This is a genomic window from Pseudoclavibacter sp. RFBI5 (assembly GCF_002931395.1).
In the GTDB taxonomy this organism is placed as follows: Bacteria; Actinomycetota; Actinomycetes; order Actinomycetales; family Microbacteriaceae; genus Pseudoclavibacter.
In genome coordinates, this window is the sequence record NZ_PSYA01000010.1 from 391,777 (window position 1) to 406,192 (window position 14,416).

At 66.3% G+C, this 14,416-nt stretch carries 12 protein-coding genes; 1 reads left to right on the top strand and 11 read right to left on the bottom strand.

Annotated features, from left to right (window positions below):
* Positions 1 to 29: 29 nt before the first annotated feature.
* The 11 genes from C5E06_RS08775 to C5E06_RS08825 all read right to left on the bottom strand — a co-directional run bounded on the left by C5E06_RS08775 (position 30) and on the right by C5E06_RS08825 (position 13,514).
* The gene (locus C5E06_RS08775) at positions 30 to 398 is read right to left on the bottom strand and encodes an RNA polymerase-binding protein RbpA (RefSeq protein WP_104241217.1); all 369 of its coding nucleotides are present in this window, start codon (positions 396 to 398) and stop codon (positions 30 to 32) included.
* Positions 398 to 655 carry a preprotein translocase subunit SecG gene (gene secG, locus C5E06_RS08780; RefSeq protein ID WP_104241218.1) on the bottom strand — a complete coding sequence of 86 codons (258 nt, stop codon included), beginning with the start codon at positions 653 to 655 and terminating at the stop codon, positions 398 to 400. The genes C5E06_RS08775 and secG overlap by 1 nt, the downstream gene beginning before the upstream one ends.
* 81 nt (positions 656 to 736) lie before the next feature.
* Entirely contained in the window at positions 737 to 1,525 is a 789-nt protein-coding gene (gene tpiA, locus C5E06_RS08785) for a triose-phosphate isomerase (RefSeq protein ID WP_104241219.1), read from the bottom strand.
* Positions 1,519 to 2,730 carry a phosphoglycerate kinase gene (locus C5E06_RS08790; protein WP_104306609.1) on the bottom strand — a complete coding sequence of 404 codons (1,212 nt, stop codon included), beginning with the start codon at positions 2,728 to 2,730 and terminating at the stop codon, positions 1,519 to 1,521. Before C5E06_RS08790 ends, tpiA begins: the two co-directional genes overlap by 7 nt.
* A gap of 31 nt (positions 2,731 to 2,761) precedes the next feature.
* Positions 2,762 to 3,763: a type I glyceraldehyde-3-phosphate dehydrogenase gene (gene gap / locus C5E06_RS08795; RefSeq protein ID WP_236558411.1), complete on the bottom strand. Its 1,002-nt coding sequence runs from the start codon at positions 3,761 to 3,763 to the stop codon at positions 2,762 to 2,764.
* Positions 3,764 to 3,947: 184 nt separating this feature from the next.
* Positions 3,948 to 4,925 carry a DNA-binding protein WhiA gene (whiA, locus tag C5E06_RS08800; RefSeq protein WP_068481866.1) on the bottom strand — a complete coding sequence of 326 codons (978 nt, stop codon included), beginning with the start codon at positions 4,923 to 4,925 and terminating at the stop codon, positions 3,948 to 3,950.
* A gap of 71 nt (positions 4,926 to 4,996) precedes the next feature.
* Positions 4,997 to 5,884, bottom strand: a complete 888-nt coding sequence (gene rapZ, locus C5E06_RS08805) for an RNase adapter RapZ (protein WP_219820194.1) — start codon at positions 5,882 to 5,884, stop codon at positions 4,997 to 4,999.
* Positions 5,885 to 5,942: 58 nt separating this feature from the next.
* Positions 5,943 to 7,865 carry an excinuclease ABC subunit UvrC gene (gene uvrC, locus C5E06_RS08810; protein WP_104299024.1) on the bottom strand — a complete coding sequence of 641 codons (1,923 nt, stop codon included), beginning with the start codon at positions 7,863 to 7,865 and terminating at the stop codon, positions 5,943 to 5,945.
* The gene (gene uvrA, locus C5E06_RS08815) at positions 7,865 to 10,738 is read right to left on the bottom strand and encodes an excinuclease ABC subunit UvrA (RefSeq protein WP_104241223.1); all 2,874 of its coding nucleotides are present in this window, start codon (positions 10,736 to 10,738) and stop codon (positions 7,865 to 7,867) included. The genes uvrC and uvrA overlap by 1 nt, the downstream gene beginning before the upstream one ends.
* Positions 10,739 to 10,802: 64 nt before the next feature.
* A complete protein-coding gene (gene uvrB, locus C5E06_RS08820) occupies positions 10,803 to 12,881 on the bottom strand; it encodes an excinuclease ABC subunit UvrB (protein WP_104241224.1) in 2,079 nt (692 codons plus the stop codon).
* A 96-nt stretch (positions 12,882 to 12,977) separates the two neighbouring features.
* Positions 12,978 to 13,514 carry a Dps family protein gene (locus C5E06_RS08825; protein ID WP_104241225.1) on the bottom strand — a complete coding sequence of 179 codons (537 nt, stop codon included), beginning with the start codon at positions 13,512 to 13,514 and terminating at the stop codon, positions 12,978 to 12,980.
* A gap of 143 nt (positions 13,515 to 13,657) precedes the next feature.
* On the opposite strand from C5E06_RS08825, the gene C5E06_RS08830 reads away from it, so the two are divergent.
* Positions 13,658 to 14,383 (top strand): YigZ family protein, encoded by a 726-nt coding sequence (locus tag C5E06_RS08830; protein ID WP_104306611.1) that lies wholly within the window; start codon positions 13,658 to 13,660, stop codon positions 14,381 to 14,383.
* The last annotated feature ends 33 nt before the right edge of the window (positions 14,384 to 14,416 follow it).

The following is a 14,416-nucleotide window of genomic DNA, read 5'->3' on the forward strand; positions in this document are numbered from 1 at the left end:
CGTTGCTCAGCAGTGTGAAGCTGCGGTGCTCAGGACTTCGAAGTCGTCTTGCCGCGACGCTCGCGCAGCTTCGACAGCGCCTCCTCGAGGAGGCGTTCCGCTTCCTCGGCCGTGCGTCGTTCCTTGACGTACGCCAGGTGCGTCTTGTACGGCGCGACCTTTACGGCTGCCGGCGGGTTCTCCCGGTCACGTCCGGCCGGAAGGCCGGAGATCGGGCAGTCGATGAGGTCGGGGATGTCGTCCTCCGCGATCTCCGCGGAGTAGTGCCTGACGGTCTCGTTGCCGTGCGCGTCCCAGTACGAGATCGACACGCGCGCAGCGTGCACCCCGTGATCTGTCTCCCCCATAGGACCGGCACCGACACGCGATCCCCTGATCGCAGATCCCCCCTGGGCCATTAGCTCACCACAACCGTTTGAATGCGGGTGATGATGCCCATAGCGACGATAGCGAGCAGCCAGATGACCGCGAGGGTCACCGTGATGCGGTTCAGGTTCTTCTCCGCGACGCCGGAAGCGCCCAGATTGGAGCCCATGCCGCCACCGAACATGTCGGAGAGTCCGCCGCCTCGTCCGCGGTGCAACAGAATGAACAGGATCAGCAGGACGCTGGTGATGGCCAGCACGACCTGCAGGATGACGAGGAGAATATCCACGGAATCCCTCTCAGATGAACGGACTCGGACGTGGCCTGAGTGAACAGGCCACGTCCGAGTATAGATGGTTCGCGTTTGCGACTAGGAACCGACGTGCTGACGGAACCGCGCGATGGCGCTGAACTCGTCGACCTTGAGGCTCGCGCCGCCGATGAGTGCGCCGTCGACGTCGGGCTCGCGCATGAAGCCGGCGATGTTGTCGGACTTGACCGAGCCGCCGTAGAGGATGCGCGTGGCTGACGCCACGGACTCGCCCAGGAGCTCTTCGAGCGCGACGCGAAGAGCGTTCGCGACGGTCTGCGCCTGCTCGGGCGTTGCCGCCTGGCCGGAACCGATCGCCCAGACCGGCTCGTAGGCGACGACGAGGTCAGGTGTTCCCTCGACGCCCTCCAACGCTGCCTTGAGCTGAGCCACGGGAACGGCGCTCGCGCCGAACTTCTCGAGGTCCTCGGACGTCTCGCCGACGCACAGGACTGGCACGAGACCGTGCTTGATCGCCGCCTTGACCTTGCTGCCGACGACCTCATCGGTCTCCGCGTGCAGGGTGCGTCGCTCGGAGTGACCGATGATGACGTACTTGCAGGCGAGAGCGCTCAGGAAAGCTCCCGAGATCTCCCCCGTGTAGGCACCGGAGTCGTGCGCCGAGACATCCTGTGCACCGTAGCTGAGCGACAGCTTGTCGGCGTCCACGAGCGTCTGGACGCTTCGGAGGTCGGTGTAGGGCGGGAAGACAGCGACCTCGACGTCGTCGAAGTCGTGCTTCGCGTCCTTCAGCGCCCAAGCGAGCTTCTGCGTGAACGCGATGGCCTGGAGGTGGTCCAGGTTCATCTTCCAGTTGCCCGCCATGAGCGGGGTGCGAGTCGTTACCATCCGAGAACCTGCAATCCGGGCAGCTGCTTGCCTTCGAGGAACTCGAGGCTCGCACCACCACCAGTAGAGATGTGGCCAAATTCGTCATCAGCGAAGCCGAGCGTGCGCACGGCTGCCGCGGAGTCACCGCCGCCAACGACCGAGAGGCCGTCAACCTTGGTGAGTGCCTCAGCGACGGTGCGAGTGCCTTCCGCGAATGCGGGGAACTCGAACACGCCCATGGGGCCGTTCCAGAACACGGTGCTCGACTCGCGGATGGCCGCGGCGAATGCCGTGGCCGTCTCCGGGCCGATGTCGAGCCCGATTCCGTCTGCGCCGAACGCGCTGCCCTCGATGCCATCGGCGGGGACGACCTCGTGATCGGCATCCGCCGAGAACGAGGCGGCGACCACGATGTCCGTCGGGAGGACGATCGAGACGCCACGCTCCTGGGCGTCCGCCAGATACCGACGGACAGTGTCGAGCTGGTCGACCTCGAGCAGGGAGGCGCCGACCTTGTGTCCCTGAGCGGCGAGGAACGTGAAGAGCATTCCCCCGCCGATCAGGATCGAGTCGACCCTCGGCAGGAGGTGCTCGATGACGCCGAGCTTGTCGGACACCTTCGAGCCGCCGAGCACGACCGCGTAGGGGCGCTCGACCGCGGAAGTGAGCCGCTCGAGGACCTCGAGCTCGTTCGCCACGAGGAGTCCCGCGGCACTCGGCACGATCTGTGGGAGGTCGTAGACGGAAGCCTGCTTGCGATGCACGACCCCGAAGCCATCGGAGACGAATGCGTCCGCGAAGTTCGCGAGCTGCTCTGCGAAGGCGCGGCGCTCAGCGTCGTCCTTGCTCGTCTCCCCCGGGTTGAAACGCAGATTCTCGAGGACGACGAGCTGGCCGTTCTCGAGCCCGGCAACACGGCGTTCTGCATCCTCGCCGACGGTGTCGGCTGCAAGCGGGGCATCGATCTCGAGCAGCTCGCCGAGCCTGGCAGCTGCCGGCGCGAGCGAGTACTGCGGTTCTGGTGCCCCCTTGGGCCGACCAAGGTGCGAGATCACGATGACCTGCGCACCCTGGTCGAGGAGGAGGCGGAGCGTACCGAGGGAGGCGCGAATCCGACCATCGTCGGTGATCACGCCCTCCTTGAGCGGCACGTTCAGGTCGCAGCGAACGATGACCTTCTTTCCCGTGAGGGAGCCAAGGGTCTCGATTGTGCGAAGCGCCATGTTGGCGTTCCTTCCTCTTTTGCCGAAGTGGTTAGAGCTTGCTTGCGACGTACTCGGTCAGGTCGACGAGACGGACCGTGTAGCCCCACTCGTTGTCGTACCAGGACGACAGCTTCACCTGGTTGCCGATGACCTTCGTGAGCGGTGCGTCGAAGATCGAGGAGTGGTTCTCCCCGACGATGTCGCGCGACACGATGTCTTCCTCGTTGTACATGAGGAGGCCCTTGAACTCGCCTTCAGCAGCTTCCTTGTACGCGGCGTTGACCTCTTCGACGGTCACAGGCGTCTTGGAGACGACGGTGAGGTCGGTGATCGAGCCAGTCTCGGTGGGGACGCGCAGAGCGAAGCCGTCGAGCTTGCCCGCCAGCTCGGGGATGACGAGGCCGATGGCCTTCGCCGCACCCGTCGAGGTGGGGATGATGCTGAGCGCTGCTGCGCGCGCACGGCGGAGGTCCTTGTGGGGGCCGTCCTGCAGGTTCTGGTCGGACGTGTAGGCGTGAACCGTGGTCATGAGACCCGACTCGATGCCGAACTTGTCGTTGAAGACCTTCACGAGCGGCGCGAGGCAGTTCGTGGTGCAGGATGCGTTCGAGATGACGTCGTCATTCTCGGGGTCGTACTCGGTGTGGTTGACGCCGAAGACGAAGGTCGGTGCCGGTCCGGAGGCCGGAGCCGAGAGGATGACCTTCTTGGCGCCTGCGCTGATGTGCGCACGAGCCTTGTCGGGGTCCGTGAAGTGACCCGTGCTCTCGATGACGATCTCGACACCGAGCTCGGCCCACGGCAGGTTCGCGGGGTCGCGCTCTGCGGTCGCCGTGATCTTCTTGCCGTCGACGTAGATGGCGTCTTCGTCGAACGAGATGTCGTTCTTCAGCTTGCCACCCGTGGAGTCGTACTTGAGGAGGTGTGCAAGCGTCTTGTTGTCGGTGAGGTCGTTGATTGCAACGAGCTCGAGGTTGTTGTCATCCTGCAGCAGTGCGCGTGCGTAGCTGCGTCCGATGCGTCCGAAACCGTTGATGGCGATTTTCGTCACGTGATGCTCCTTTTTCCTGTTGTTTCTCCGATTTGACAGGACTGTGTGGCCTTGGAGGGCCGGGTGCACCATCGCACCGAGTTCGGGGGAACGGTCTGCTCGGCGAGCCCGTTCAACATCGTCAGCCTAGTCCCATGGGCGTGCGCCCAGGTGACCAAATGGGGTGAGCTGTTCGGCGTGGGGATCAGAGCTCGTCGAGGACGGGCAGATTGGACTCCGTGCCCGGGATGCCACGGTCAGAGGCCTGCTTGTCGGCGAGAGCCAGCAGGCGACGGATGCGCCCAGCGACCGCATCCTTCGTCATGGGCGGGTCCGCGTAGCGGCCGAGCTCGTCGAGTGAGGCTTCCCGGTGCGCGAGGCGAAGCTGCCCGGCGTACTTGAGGTGGTCGGGCGCACCCTCTCCGAGGATCTCGAGCGCACGCTCGACGCGGGTGCAGGCCGTGACAGCGGCCTGGGCGGAACGACGCAGGTTCGCGTCGTCGAAGTTGACGAGACGGTTGGCGGTGGCACGGGTCTCACGGCGCTGGCGGAGGCTCTCCCAGCTCTCCACGGTCGCGTGGGCACCGATGACGGTGAGCATCGCGCTGATGGCGTCGCCGTCTCGGATGACGACACGGTGCACGCCGCGGACCTCACGGGCCTTGGAGGACACCCCGAGGCGTCCGGCCGCTCCGACGAGGGCCATCGCGGTCTCCGAGTTCGGCGTGATGATGTCGAGCGACGCGGACCGGCCCGGGTCGGTCAGGGAGCCGGCGGCGAGGAACGCACCACGCCAGACGGCGGTGAGGTCGTCCTGGCTGCCCGTCGTCAGACGGTTCGGGAGACCGCGGACGGTTCGCCGGCGCGCATCCATGAGGCCAGTCTGGCGGGCGAGCGTCTCGCCGTTCTCGAGCACGCGGAGGAGGTAGCTCTCCCCCGGGCGGGCCCCAGAGCCGGCGACGATGGAGATCTTCGCCCGGACGCCGTAGAGCTCGAGGAGCTCGCGGCCCAGACGACGCGCGAGCATCTCCGAATCGAGCTGAGCCTCGACCGCGATGCGTCCGGAGATCAATTGCAGACCGCCCGCGAAGCGCAGGAGCGACGCGACCTCGGCAGCACGAGCTTGGGTTGTGGCCGCGCGAGTGCGCAGAAGCTCGTGCTTGACATCGGCGGTGAGCGTCACCGGGGTACCTCCAGGGATCAGAGTGAGTGGGCGCGACGAATCGTCGTCGCGAGTGCGAGATGGAACGAGCGTCACTCGCGACCGAGGTCGCGGTGCCGGACGCTGATGATCGTGTCATCGCGTTCGCGGAGCAGGCTCGCGATGCGCTCGGTCATGGGGACCGAGCGGTGCTTGCCGCCGGTGCATCCGACGGCGAGCGTCACGTGCCGCTTGTTCTCCCGCTCGTAGCCCCGCAGGACGGGGTCAAGCATCTCAATGTAGTGGGTCAGGAACTCGTCCGCACCTTCTTGGTCGAAGACGTAGTCGGAGACCCGCTTGTCGCGACCGTTGAACGCGCGCAGTTCCGGCTCCCAGAACGGGTTCGGGAGGAAGCGCATGTCGACGACAAGATCTGCGTCTGTCGGGATGCCGTACTTGAAGCCGAAGCTCTGGACGGTCACGGCGACCTTGTTCTGGTCGGCTTCGCCGAATCGCTTCACGATCCGGGTCACGAGCTGGTGGCCGTTCAGCTCAGAGGTGTCGATGACGATGTCGCTCGCCTCGCGGATGTCCTGCAGGCGGCTGCGCTCTCGAGCGATTCCGTCGAGGATCGTCCCGTTGCCCTGCAGCGGGTGCGGGCGCCGCACTGCCTCGAACCGCCGGACGAGGGTGCCGTCTGTCGCATCGAGGAAGAGCACGTCGACCTCGTGCGTCTCGCGGAGTCCGCCGACGAGAGCCGTGAACTCCTCGAGCAGGTGACCGCCGCGCACATCGACCGAGACGGCGAGCTTCGGGAGGGAGTCCCGAGCCTTGCCGGCAACCTCGATGAGGGGCCGGATCATCTGCGGGGGAAGGTTGTCGACCACGAACCAGTCGAGGTCTTCGAACGCCTTGCAAGCTGTCGATCGCCCTGCACCGGACATGCCCGTGACGATCATGATGTGCTGGCGTCCTTCGCCGTCGATCTCCGCCGAACTCATGCGCAGGTCACCTCCCATGGACTAAAACACCAGCCTACATAGCCCGAGCGTGCGTCTCTCACGCTTCTGTCGATTGATCGAGTGCGAACCGCTCCGAAATCGCACTGGCCGTCGCCTCGCCGATGCCCTGCACGGTCGTGAGCTCCTCGACGGTCGCCGCGCGCAGCCGCTTGACGGAGCCGAACTTCTTGAGCAGTGCGGCGACCCGGGTCGGCCCGAGGCCGGGGATGTCCGCAAGCACCGTGCCGATGTCTGCCTTGCGCTTCGAGCGCTGGTGGCGGATCGCGAACCTGTGCGCCTCGTCGCGGAGTCGCTGCACCAGGAACAGCGCCTCAGAGCCGCGCGGGAGGATGACCGGGAAGTCGTCGTCTGGCAGCCACAGCTCTTCGAGGCGCTTGGCGATGCCGACGACGGCGATGCCGCGAACCCCCGACTCCTCGAGGGCCCGCTGCGCGGCGTTGACCTGCGGGACGCCGCCGTCGATGAGCAGGAGCTGAGGCCGGTAGGCGAACTTGGCTCGAGTGGACTCCTGGGCGGCCGCCTTCACGGGGCCCGCGGAGAGGGCAGTGTCTTCCACGATCTCGGCGGGACTGGCGTCGTCGCGGAGGTAGGCCAGTCGGCGCGTGAGCACCTGGTGGATGGAATCGGTGTCGTCGGTCGACGAGGCGATGTTGAAGCGACGGTAGTGCGACTTGCGTGCGAGTCCGTCCTCGAAGACCACCATGGAGCCGACGATGCCGGTGCCCTGGAGGTGGGAGATGTCGTAGCACTCGATTCGCAGGGGGGCCTCGCCGAGACCGAGCGCGTTCTGCAGCTCGGTCAGCGCGTCGGATCTCGCGACGTAGTCGCTGCTGCGCTTGAGCTTGTACTGCGCGAGTGCTCCCATGGCGTTAATCGTCGCGGTCTTGAGCAGTTCCGATTTCGGGCCCCGCACCGCGGTGCGCAGCTTGACTCTGGCCTGCCGTGTGGACTCGAGCCACTCGGAGAGCGCGTCCGCGTCTTCTGGCAGAGCCGGCACGATGATCTCGCCTGGCGGGAAGAGCCCATCCTTGCCGTACACGCGCTGCATCGTCTGGTCGATGATCGTGCCGATGTCGGTGTCGAGTTCCTTGTCGAGCACCCAGTTGCGGACTCCGCGAATGCGTCCGCCCCGCACGGTGAACTGCTGCACGGAGGCGCTCAGCTCATCCTCGGCGATGCCGAACAGGTCGAGGTCGACGTTGTCCGGCAGCACGACGGCGCTCTTCTCGAGCACGTTCTCGAGCGCGCCGATTCGGTCACGGAGCTTCGCCGCGTCCTCGAACCTCATCTCGGTGGCCGCGAGCTTCATCTCGTCCTGCAGGGTCGTCAGGAGGCTGCGGTCGTAGCTCTCCATGAAGCGGACGAACTCGTTGACGATGACACGGTGCTCCTCGATCGTGACGCGTCCGCTGCAGGGTCCCCCGCAGCGGCCGATCTGCCCGGGGAAGCACGGTCGGCCGCTCTGCATGGCTCGCTTGTAGTTCGAGTCGTTGCAGGTGCGGATCGGGAAGGCCTTGACCATGAGGTCGATGGTCTCGTTCACCGCCCAGACCTTGGGATACGGCCCGAAGTAGCGCGCCCCGCGGATGCGGGGGTTGCGAGTCACGAGCACGCGGGGCGCTTCGTCGCCGAGCGTCACCGCCATGAACGGGTAGCTCTTGTCGTCCTTGAACTTCACGTTGAAGGGCGGCGAGAACTCCTGGATCCAGGTGTACTCGAGCTGCAGGGCCTCGGTCTCCGTGCGGACGACGGTCCACTCGACGCGGGTCGCCGTCGTCACCATGTGCCGTGTTCGCTCGTGCAGGCGCTCGAGCGGCGCGAAGTAGTTGCTGAGCCTCGCGCGGAGGTTCTTCGCCTTCCCGACATAGAGCACGCGGTCGTCGTCCCCGAGGAATCTGTAGACCCCGGGGCTCGTGGGGATGTCGCCCGTCGCGGGGCGATATGGCAGGACGTTCGCCATCAGCGCGCAGCTGCCTCCCGCTCGAAGATCTCCTTCAGGTACTGGCCCGTGTGGCTGTCGGAGATACCGGCGATCTTCTCCGGGGTACCGACGCCGACGACGGTTCCTCCGCCGGAGCCGCCTTCCGGGCCCATGTCGATCAGCCAGTCCGCGGACTTGATGACATCCAGGTTGTGCTCGATGACGATGACGGTGTTGCCCTTGTCGACGAGGCCGCCGAGGACCTTGAGCAGCTTGCGGACGTCTTCGAAGTGGAGGCCCGTGGTCGGCTCGTCGAGCACGTAGACGCTGCGCCCGTTGGAGCGCCGCTGCAGCTCGGTCGCGAGTTTCACTCGCTGCGCCTCACCACCGGAGAGCGTCGTGGCGGACTGCCCGAGCCGCACGTAGCCGAGGCCGACCTCCACGAGGGTCGAGAGGTAGCGGTGGATGGCCGTGATGGGCTCGAAGAAGTCAGCCGCCTCCGAGATGGGCATCTGCAGGACCTCTGCGATGTTCTTGCCCTTGTAGTGCACGCTGAGCGTCTCCCGGTTGTAGCGGGACCCGCCGCACACCTCGCAGAGGACGTACACGTCGGGGAGGAAGTTCATCTCGATCTTGAGCGTGCCGTCGCCAGAGCAGGCCTCGCACCTGCCGCCCTTGACGTTGAAGCTGAAGCGGCCGGGGAGGTAGCCGCGCGCCTTGGCCTCGCTCGTCTCGGCGAAGAGGGTGCGGATGCGGTCGAAGACGCCCGTGTAGGTCGCGGGGTTCGATCGCGGGGTGCGGCCGATCGGGTTCTGGTCGACGTGGATGACCTTGTCGAGCTGGTCGACCCCGGTGATGCGCGTGTGCTTGCCCGCGACGGCGCGTGCGCCGTTGAGCTTGGCGGCAAGCACGCGGTAGAGGATGTCGTTCACGAGGGACGACTTGCCGGAGCCGCTGACGCCAGTGACTGCGGTGAGGATGCCGAGCGGGAAGCTCACCTGGACGTTCTTGAGGTTGTTGGCCCTGGCGCCCACGACCGTCAGCTCGCGCTTCTTGTCGTACTTGCGACGCTTCTTGGGCGTGGTGATGCCCATGCGTCCCGAGAGGTAGTCGCCGGTGATCGATCTGGTGTTCTTCTCGAGGTCGGCGACGGATCCGCTGTGGACGACCTCTCCCCCGTGCTCGCCCGCGCCTGGCCCGATGTCGACGATCCAGTCCGAGGTGCGGATGGTGTCTTCGTCGTGCTCGACCACGATGAGCGTGTTGCCGAGGTCTCGCAGCTTCACGAGCGTCTCGATGAGCCTGCGGTTGTCTCGCTGGTGGAGCCCGATCGAGGGCTCGTCCAGCACGTAGAGCACTCCGGTGAGCCCGGACCCGATCTGCGTCGCGAGTCGGATGCGCTGCGCCTCGCCGCCGGACAGCGTGCCAGCCGCGCGTGCGAGGTCGAGGTAGCTGAGGCCGACCTCGATGAGGAAGTCGAGCCGAGCCCGGATCTCGCGCAGCACCTGCGCGGCGATCTTCGCCTCGCGGTCGGTGAGCTCGACGGTGTTCATGAAGTCGAGGCAGTCGGCGAGGCTGAGCGTCGTCGCGTCGGCGATCGAGCGACCGTGCACCTTGACGGCGAGCACTTCCGGGCGCAGACGCGCGCCGTTGCAGGCCGAGCAGGGGATCTCGCGCAGGTACTGGGCCCAGCGTGCCCGCGTCGCGTCGGTCTCGGCCTCGGCGTACTGCCGCTCGATGTACGGCATGACGCCCTCGAAGCCGGAGCTGTAGGTCATCTGGCGGCCGAAGCGGTTGCGGTACTTGACCCTGACCTCGTATTCGCGCCCCTCGAGGATGGCCTCGCGCACCTCTTCCGGGAGCTTCTTCCACGGCGTCGTGAGCTTGAACTCGATCTGCTCGGACAGGCCGAGCAGCAGCCGCTCGTAGTACTGGTAGAGGCTCTTGCCCTGCGAGCTCCACGGCAGGATGACCCCGTCGGCGATCGAGGCGAGCGGGTCTCCGATCAGGAGCTCACGGTCGACGGACATGCGCGTGCCGAGGCCGTCGCAGGTCTGGCAGGCGCCGAACGGGGCGTTGAACGAGAACGTCCTCGGCTCGATCTCCGTGAGCGCGATCGGGTGGTTGTTGGGGCAGGAGAGCTGCTCGGAGAAGGTGGTCCAGGCGTCGTCTCCCTCCGCATCCACGAAGTTGATCTGCACAAGACCATCGGCGAGGCGCAGGGCGGTCTCGAGCGAGTCGGTGAGTCGACCGAGCACGTCCTCGGCCGCGACCAGACGGTCGACGATGACCGAGATGTCGTGCTTGAACGACTTCTTGAGCTTCGGCGGTTCGGTGAGCTGGACGCGCTCCCCGTCGACCATCGCCCGAGCGTAGCCCTGTCCGGACAGCGACTGGAAGAGGTCGACGAACTCGCCCTTCTTCTGCTGCACGACGGGCGCGAGCACCTGGTACCTCGTGCCCTCCTCGAGCTCCATGAGGTGGTCGGCGATCTGCTGGACCGTCTGTCGCTGGATGACCTCGCCGCAGACGGGGCAATGGGGGACGCCGATGCGTGCCCAGAGCAGTCGCAGGTAGTCGTAGATCTCGGTGATCGTGCCGACGGTGGACCGCGGATTGCGGTTGGTCGACTTCTGGTCGATGGAGACCGCAGGGCTCAGGCCCTCGATGAAGTCGACGTCCGGCCGGTCGACCTGACCGAGGAACTGGCGCGCGTACGCGGAAAGGGACTCGACGTAGCGTCGCTGTCCCTCGGCGAAGATCGTGTCGAAGGCGAGCGAGGACTTTCCCGAACCGGAGAGGCCCGTGAACACGACAAGGCTGTTGCGCGGGATCTCGAGGTCGACGTTCTTGAGGTTGTGCACGCGTGCGCCTTGAACGCGCAGCTGCGAAGTGGGAGGAAGGACGGCCATAGCTCTTTCGGGTTCTCTCTTCGTGTGGATGCTCTGTGCGCCCGTCATCGGCGGGCGGCCGTGCTCAGCCCTTGGTGACGTGGCCGGCACGTTCCATGGTTCGCAGGTCCTGCTTCAGCGCTGAGAGCTCGTCGCGCAGACGCGCGGCGAGCTCGAACTTGAGCTCTGAGGCCGCGTCGAGCATCTGCGCGTTGAGGTCCGAGATGAGGTTCTCGAGCTCCCGGGCGCCGGAGGCGGCCAGGCCCTCGCGCTTGAGTTTAGGTGTCGTCTGACGCTTGTTGTCTCCCTTGCCGCGGGAGGCGAGGAGCTTCTCGGTGTCCTGCCCCTCGCGCATGAGGGATTCGGTGATGTCGGCGATCTTCTTGCGAAGCGGCGTCGGATCGATGCCGTGCTCCGCGTTGTAGGCGAGCTGCCGGTCTCGGCGCCTGTCGGTCTCCTCGATCGCCTTCGCCATGCTGTCGGTGATGCGGTCGGCGTACATGTGCACTTCGCCCGTCACGTTTCGGGCGGCGCGGCCGATGGTCTGGATGAGGGACGTGCTGGAGCGCAGGAACCCCTCCTTGTCTGCATCGAGGATCGCGACGAGCGACACCTCTGGCAGGTCGAGTCCCTCACGCAGCAGGTTGATGCCGACGAGGACGTCGTAGAGCCCTGCGCGCAGCTCCGAGAGCAGCTCGACTCGTCGCAGCGTGTCGACGTCTGCGTGCAGGTAGCGCACGCGAACGCCGTTCTCGCCGAGGAAGTCGGTGAGCTCCTCTGCCATCTTCTTCGTCAGGGTCGTGACGAGGACACGCTCGTCGCGATCCGCGCGGAGTCGGATCTCCTCGAGGAGGTCGTCGATCTGCCCCTTCGAGGGCTTCACGACGATCTGCGGGTCGACGAGGCCCGTCGGGCGGATGATCTGCTCGACGAAGCCATCCGCCTGAGCGAGCTCGTACTTGCCGGGAGTCGCCGAGAGGTAGACGGTCTGGCCGACCCGGTCGCTGAACTCGTCCCAGCGCAGGGGGCGGTTGTCGAGAGCGCTCGGCAGGCGGAAGCCGTGGTCGACGAGGGTGCGCTTGCGCGAGGCGTCGCCCTCGTACATCGCGCCGATCTGCGGCACAGTGACGTGGGACTCGTCGATCACCGTGATGAAGTCGTCGGGGAAGTAGTCGATGAGGCAGTGGGGAGCCTCACCCGGCGCCCTGCCATCCATATGGCGCGAGTAGTTCTCGATGCCGGAGCAGAAGCCGATCTGCTCCATCATCTCGAGGTCGAATGAGGTGCGCATGCGGAGCCGCTGCGCCTCGAGGAGCTTCTGCTCGCGCTCGAAGACGCCCAGACGGTCATCCAGCTCGTCGCGGATCTGGCCCATCGCCCGCTGCATGGCGTCGGCTCCTGCGACGTAGTGCGAACCCGGGAAGACGCTCACGGAGTCCATGGACCTGACGACGTCACCCGTGAGGGGGTTGAGCGCTGTCAGGGCTTCGATCTCGTCGCCGAACATCTCGATCCGGATCGCGAGCTCCTCGTAGACGGGGATGATCTCGATCGTGTCGCCGCGGACGCGGAAGGTGCCGCGCTGGAACGCGACGTCGTTGCGCTGGTACTGCATCGTCACGAAGCGGCGGATCAGCTCTTGCCGCGGGATACGGTCGCCGACGTGCAGGGCGAGCATGGAGTTGAAGTACTCCTCCGGCTTGCCGAGTCCGTAGATGCAGGAGACCGTCGAGACGACGATGACGTCGCGTCGGCTCAGCAGCGAGTTGGTGGTCGAGTGGCGCAGGCGCTCGACTTCCTCGTTGACGGAGCTGTCCTTCTCGATGAAGGTGTCGGTCTGGGGGACGTAGGCCTCCGGCTGGTAGTAGTCGTAGTACGAGACGAAGTACTCGACCGCATTGTTCGGCATGAGCTCGCGGAATTCGGTGGCGAGCTGCGCGGCGAGCGTCTTGTTGTGGGCCAGGACGAGCGCGGGGCGCTGGAGCTTCTCGATGAGCCAGGCCGTCGTTGCCGATTTTCCGGTTCCCGTGGCGCCGAGGAGCACGACGTCGGGCTCGCCCGCGTTGATGCGGCTGGCAAGCTCTGCGATCGCCTTCGGCTGGTCGCCGCTTGGGGTGTACTCGCTGACGACTTCGAAGGGACGTACGCTGCGTGTTGCTTGCATAGAACAAGTGTACGTGGCGGCTGCGACATTTCGGGGCCTCCGTGATGCGCTCTGCGCGATCACGGAGGCCCCGAAGCGAGGTGCAGCCGGCGCGGACTAGTCCTCGCTCGAGAGCACGCCCTGCGTGTTCTCGAGGTGTGCCCGGATGAACCACTGGAACTTCTCGAGCTCGGAGACCTGGCCGATGACGAGGTCCTGCGTCACGAGGTCGAGGTCGTCCAGCCGCTTGATCGCCTCGCGATGGTCGGTGATGACGCCGACGTAGACGTGGTCGAGTGCCTCGAGGTGCTGGCGCGTGCCGGCCCTGAAGACCTCGTAGTCGCCCCAGGTGCGGGCCTCGACGAGTGCTCCGGGGAGCCCGTTCGGGGGTACGCCCAGAGCTGCCATGCGCTCTGCGAGTTCGTCAGCGTAGCCGCGGACCAGCTCGATCTGGGGGTCGAGCATCTCGTGCACGCCGATGAAGTCGCGCCCGATGACGTTCCAGTGCGCGTGCTTGAGCGTCAGGTGCAGGTCGTTCAGCGCGTGGAGGCGGAGCTGGAGCAGCTCGCCGATCTCGTGTCCCTTGTCGAGCGAGAGTCCGGGAACCGTGTACTCGCCGTTCTCGGTGTGCTGGCTTGAGGCTGTCGTGGTCATGTCAGTCCTCTCTTGGGAGCGCGTCGCGCGTCTCCCGATCAGTGAGTCCCGTTCGTTGCGGGATGACCAACACTGTCAGCCCGGTCTGAACGTTTGGTCGGAAGACGTGCAGGTCGGCGAGGGGACGGACGTAGACTGCCCCGATGCGCCGCGAAGAGTCCGAGGGCACCCAGCTGCACGAGCGGGGTCCCGCGACTGCACCGAGCTACGGGGTCCTCGCTGCACGGACTCCCATCGACCACGAGATCGAGATCCGTCGGTCCAGGTTCATCTGCCGCCTCGAGCGCGTCGAGAGCGAAGAGCAAGCCAGGCAGGTCATCGCCGACCGTCGCTCCGCGCATCGTCTTGCCCGCCACCACTGCAGCGCTTTTGTGCTCGGTGCCCGCCGGGGCGTGCAGCGATCCAACGACGACGGTGAGCCCTCGGGAACAGCGGGCGTCCCCATGCTCGAAGCCCTCGTGCTCCACGAGCGAGTGCGCGGCGAGGTCGAGTCAGCGGACCTGAGTGACGTCGTGGCTGTCGTCACGCGGTACTTCGGAGGTGTGCTGCTGGGGGCGGGCGGGCTCGTCCGCGCCTACTCGGAGTCCGTGTCCTCCACGCTCCAGCTGGCTCGGCTCGCGAAGCGCGAGTCGAGGGCGATCTTCGGGCTCGAGGCGCCGCACGCCACCGCTGGCCGGTGGGAGAACGAGCTCCGAACTCGCGGAGTGCTCGTCACGGGAATGGAGTATGCGGGGTCGACGGCACTGCTGAGCCTCGCCGTTCCCGACGCGGCGGATGCGAGACGCGGCCTCGCCTCTGAGGTCGCTTCGATCACCGCTGGTGAGGGCACGCTCGTCCCGCTCGGCACCGAATGGGTCGACCTGAGCTGAGGCACCGACGACGGGGGCATCCGGGACCGCATC

What these genes read in the sequence shown, in the direction of transcription:
- C5E06_RS08775 (WP_104241217.1), bottom strand. Translation starts at nt 398, where the DNA reads ATGGCCCAGGGGGGATCTGCGATCAGGGGATCGCGTGTCGGTGCCGGT.
- tpiA (WP_104241219.1), bottom strand. Translation starts at nt 1,525, where the DNA reads ATGGTAACGACTCGCACCCCGCTCATGGCGGGCAACTGGAAGATGAAC.
- C5E06_RS08790 (WP_104306609.1), bottom strand. Translation starts at nt 2,730, where the DNA reads ATGGCGCTTCGCACAATCGAGACCCTTGGCTCCCTCACGGGAAAGAAG.
- rapZ (WP_219820194.1), bottom strand. Translation starts at nt 5,884, where the DNA reads ATGAGTTCGGCGGAGATCGACGGCGAAGGACGCCAGCACATCATGATC.
- uvrC (WP_104299024.1), bottom strand. Translation starts at nt 7,865, where the DNA reads ATGGCGAACGTCCTGCCATATCGCCCCGCGACGGGCGACATCCCCACG.
- uvrA (WP_104241223.1), bottom strand. Translation starts at nt 10,738, where the DNA reads ATGGCCGTCCTTCCTCCCACTTCGCAGCTGCGCGTTCAAGGCGCACGC.
- uvrB (WP_104241224.1), bottom strand. Translation starts at nt 12,881, where the DNA reads ATGCAAGCAACACGCAGCGTACGTCCCTTCGAAGTCGTCAGCGAGTAC.
- C5E06_RS08825 (WP_104241225.1), bottom strand. Translation starts at nt 13,514, where the DNA reads ATGACCACGACAGCCTCAAGCCAGCACACCGAGAACGGCGAGTACACG.
- C5E06_RS08830 (WP_104306611.1), top strand. Translation starts at nt 13,658, where the DNA reads ATGCGCCGCGAAGAGTCCGAGGGCACCCAGCTGCACGAGCGGGGTCCC.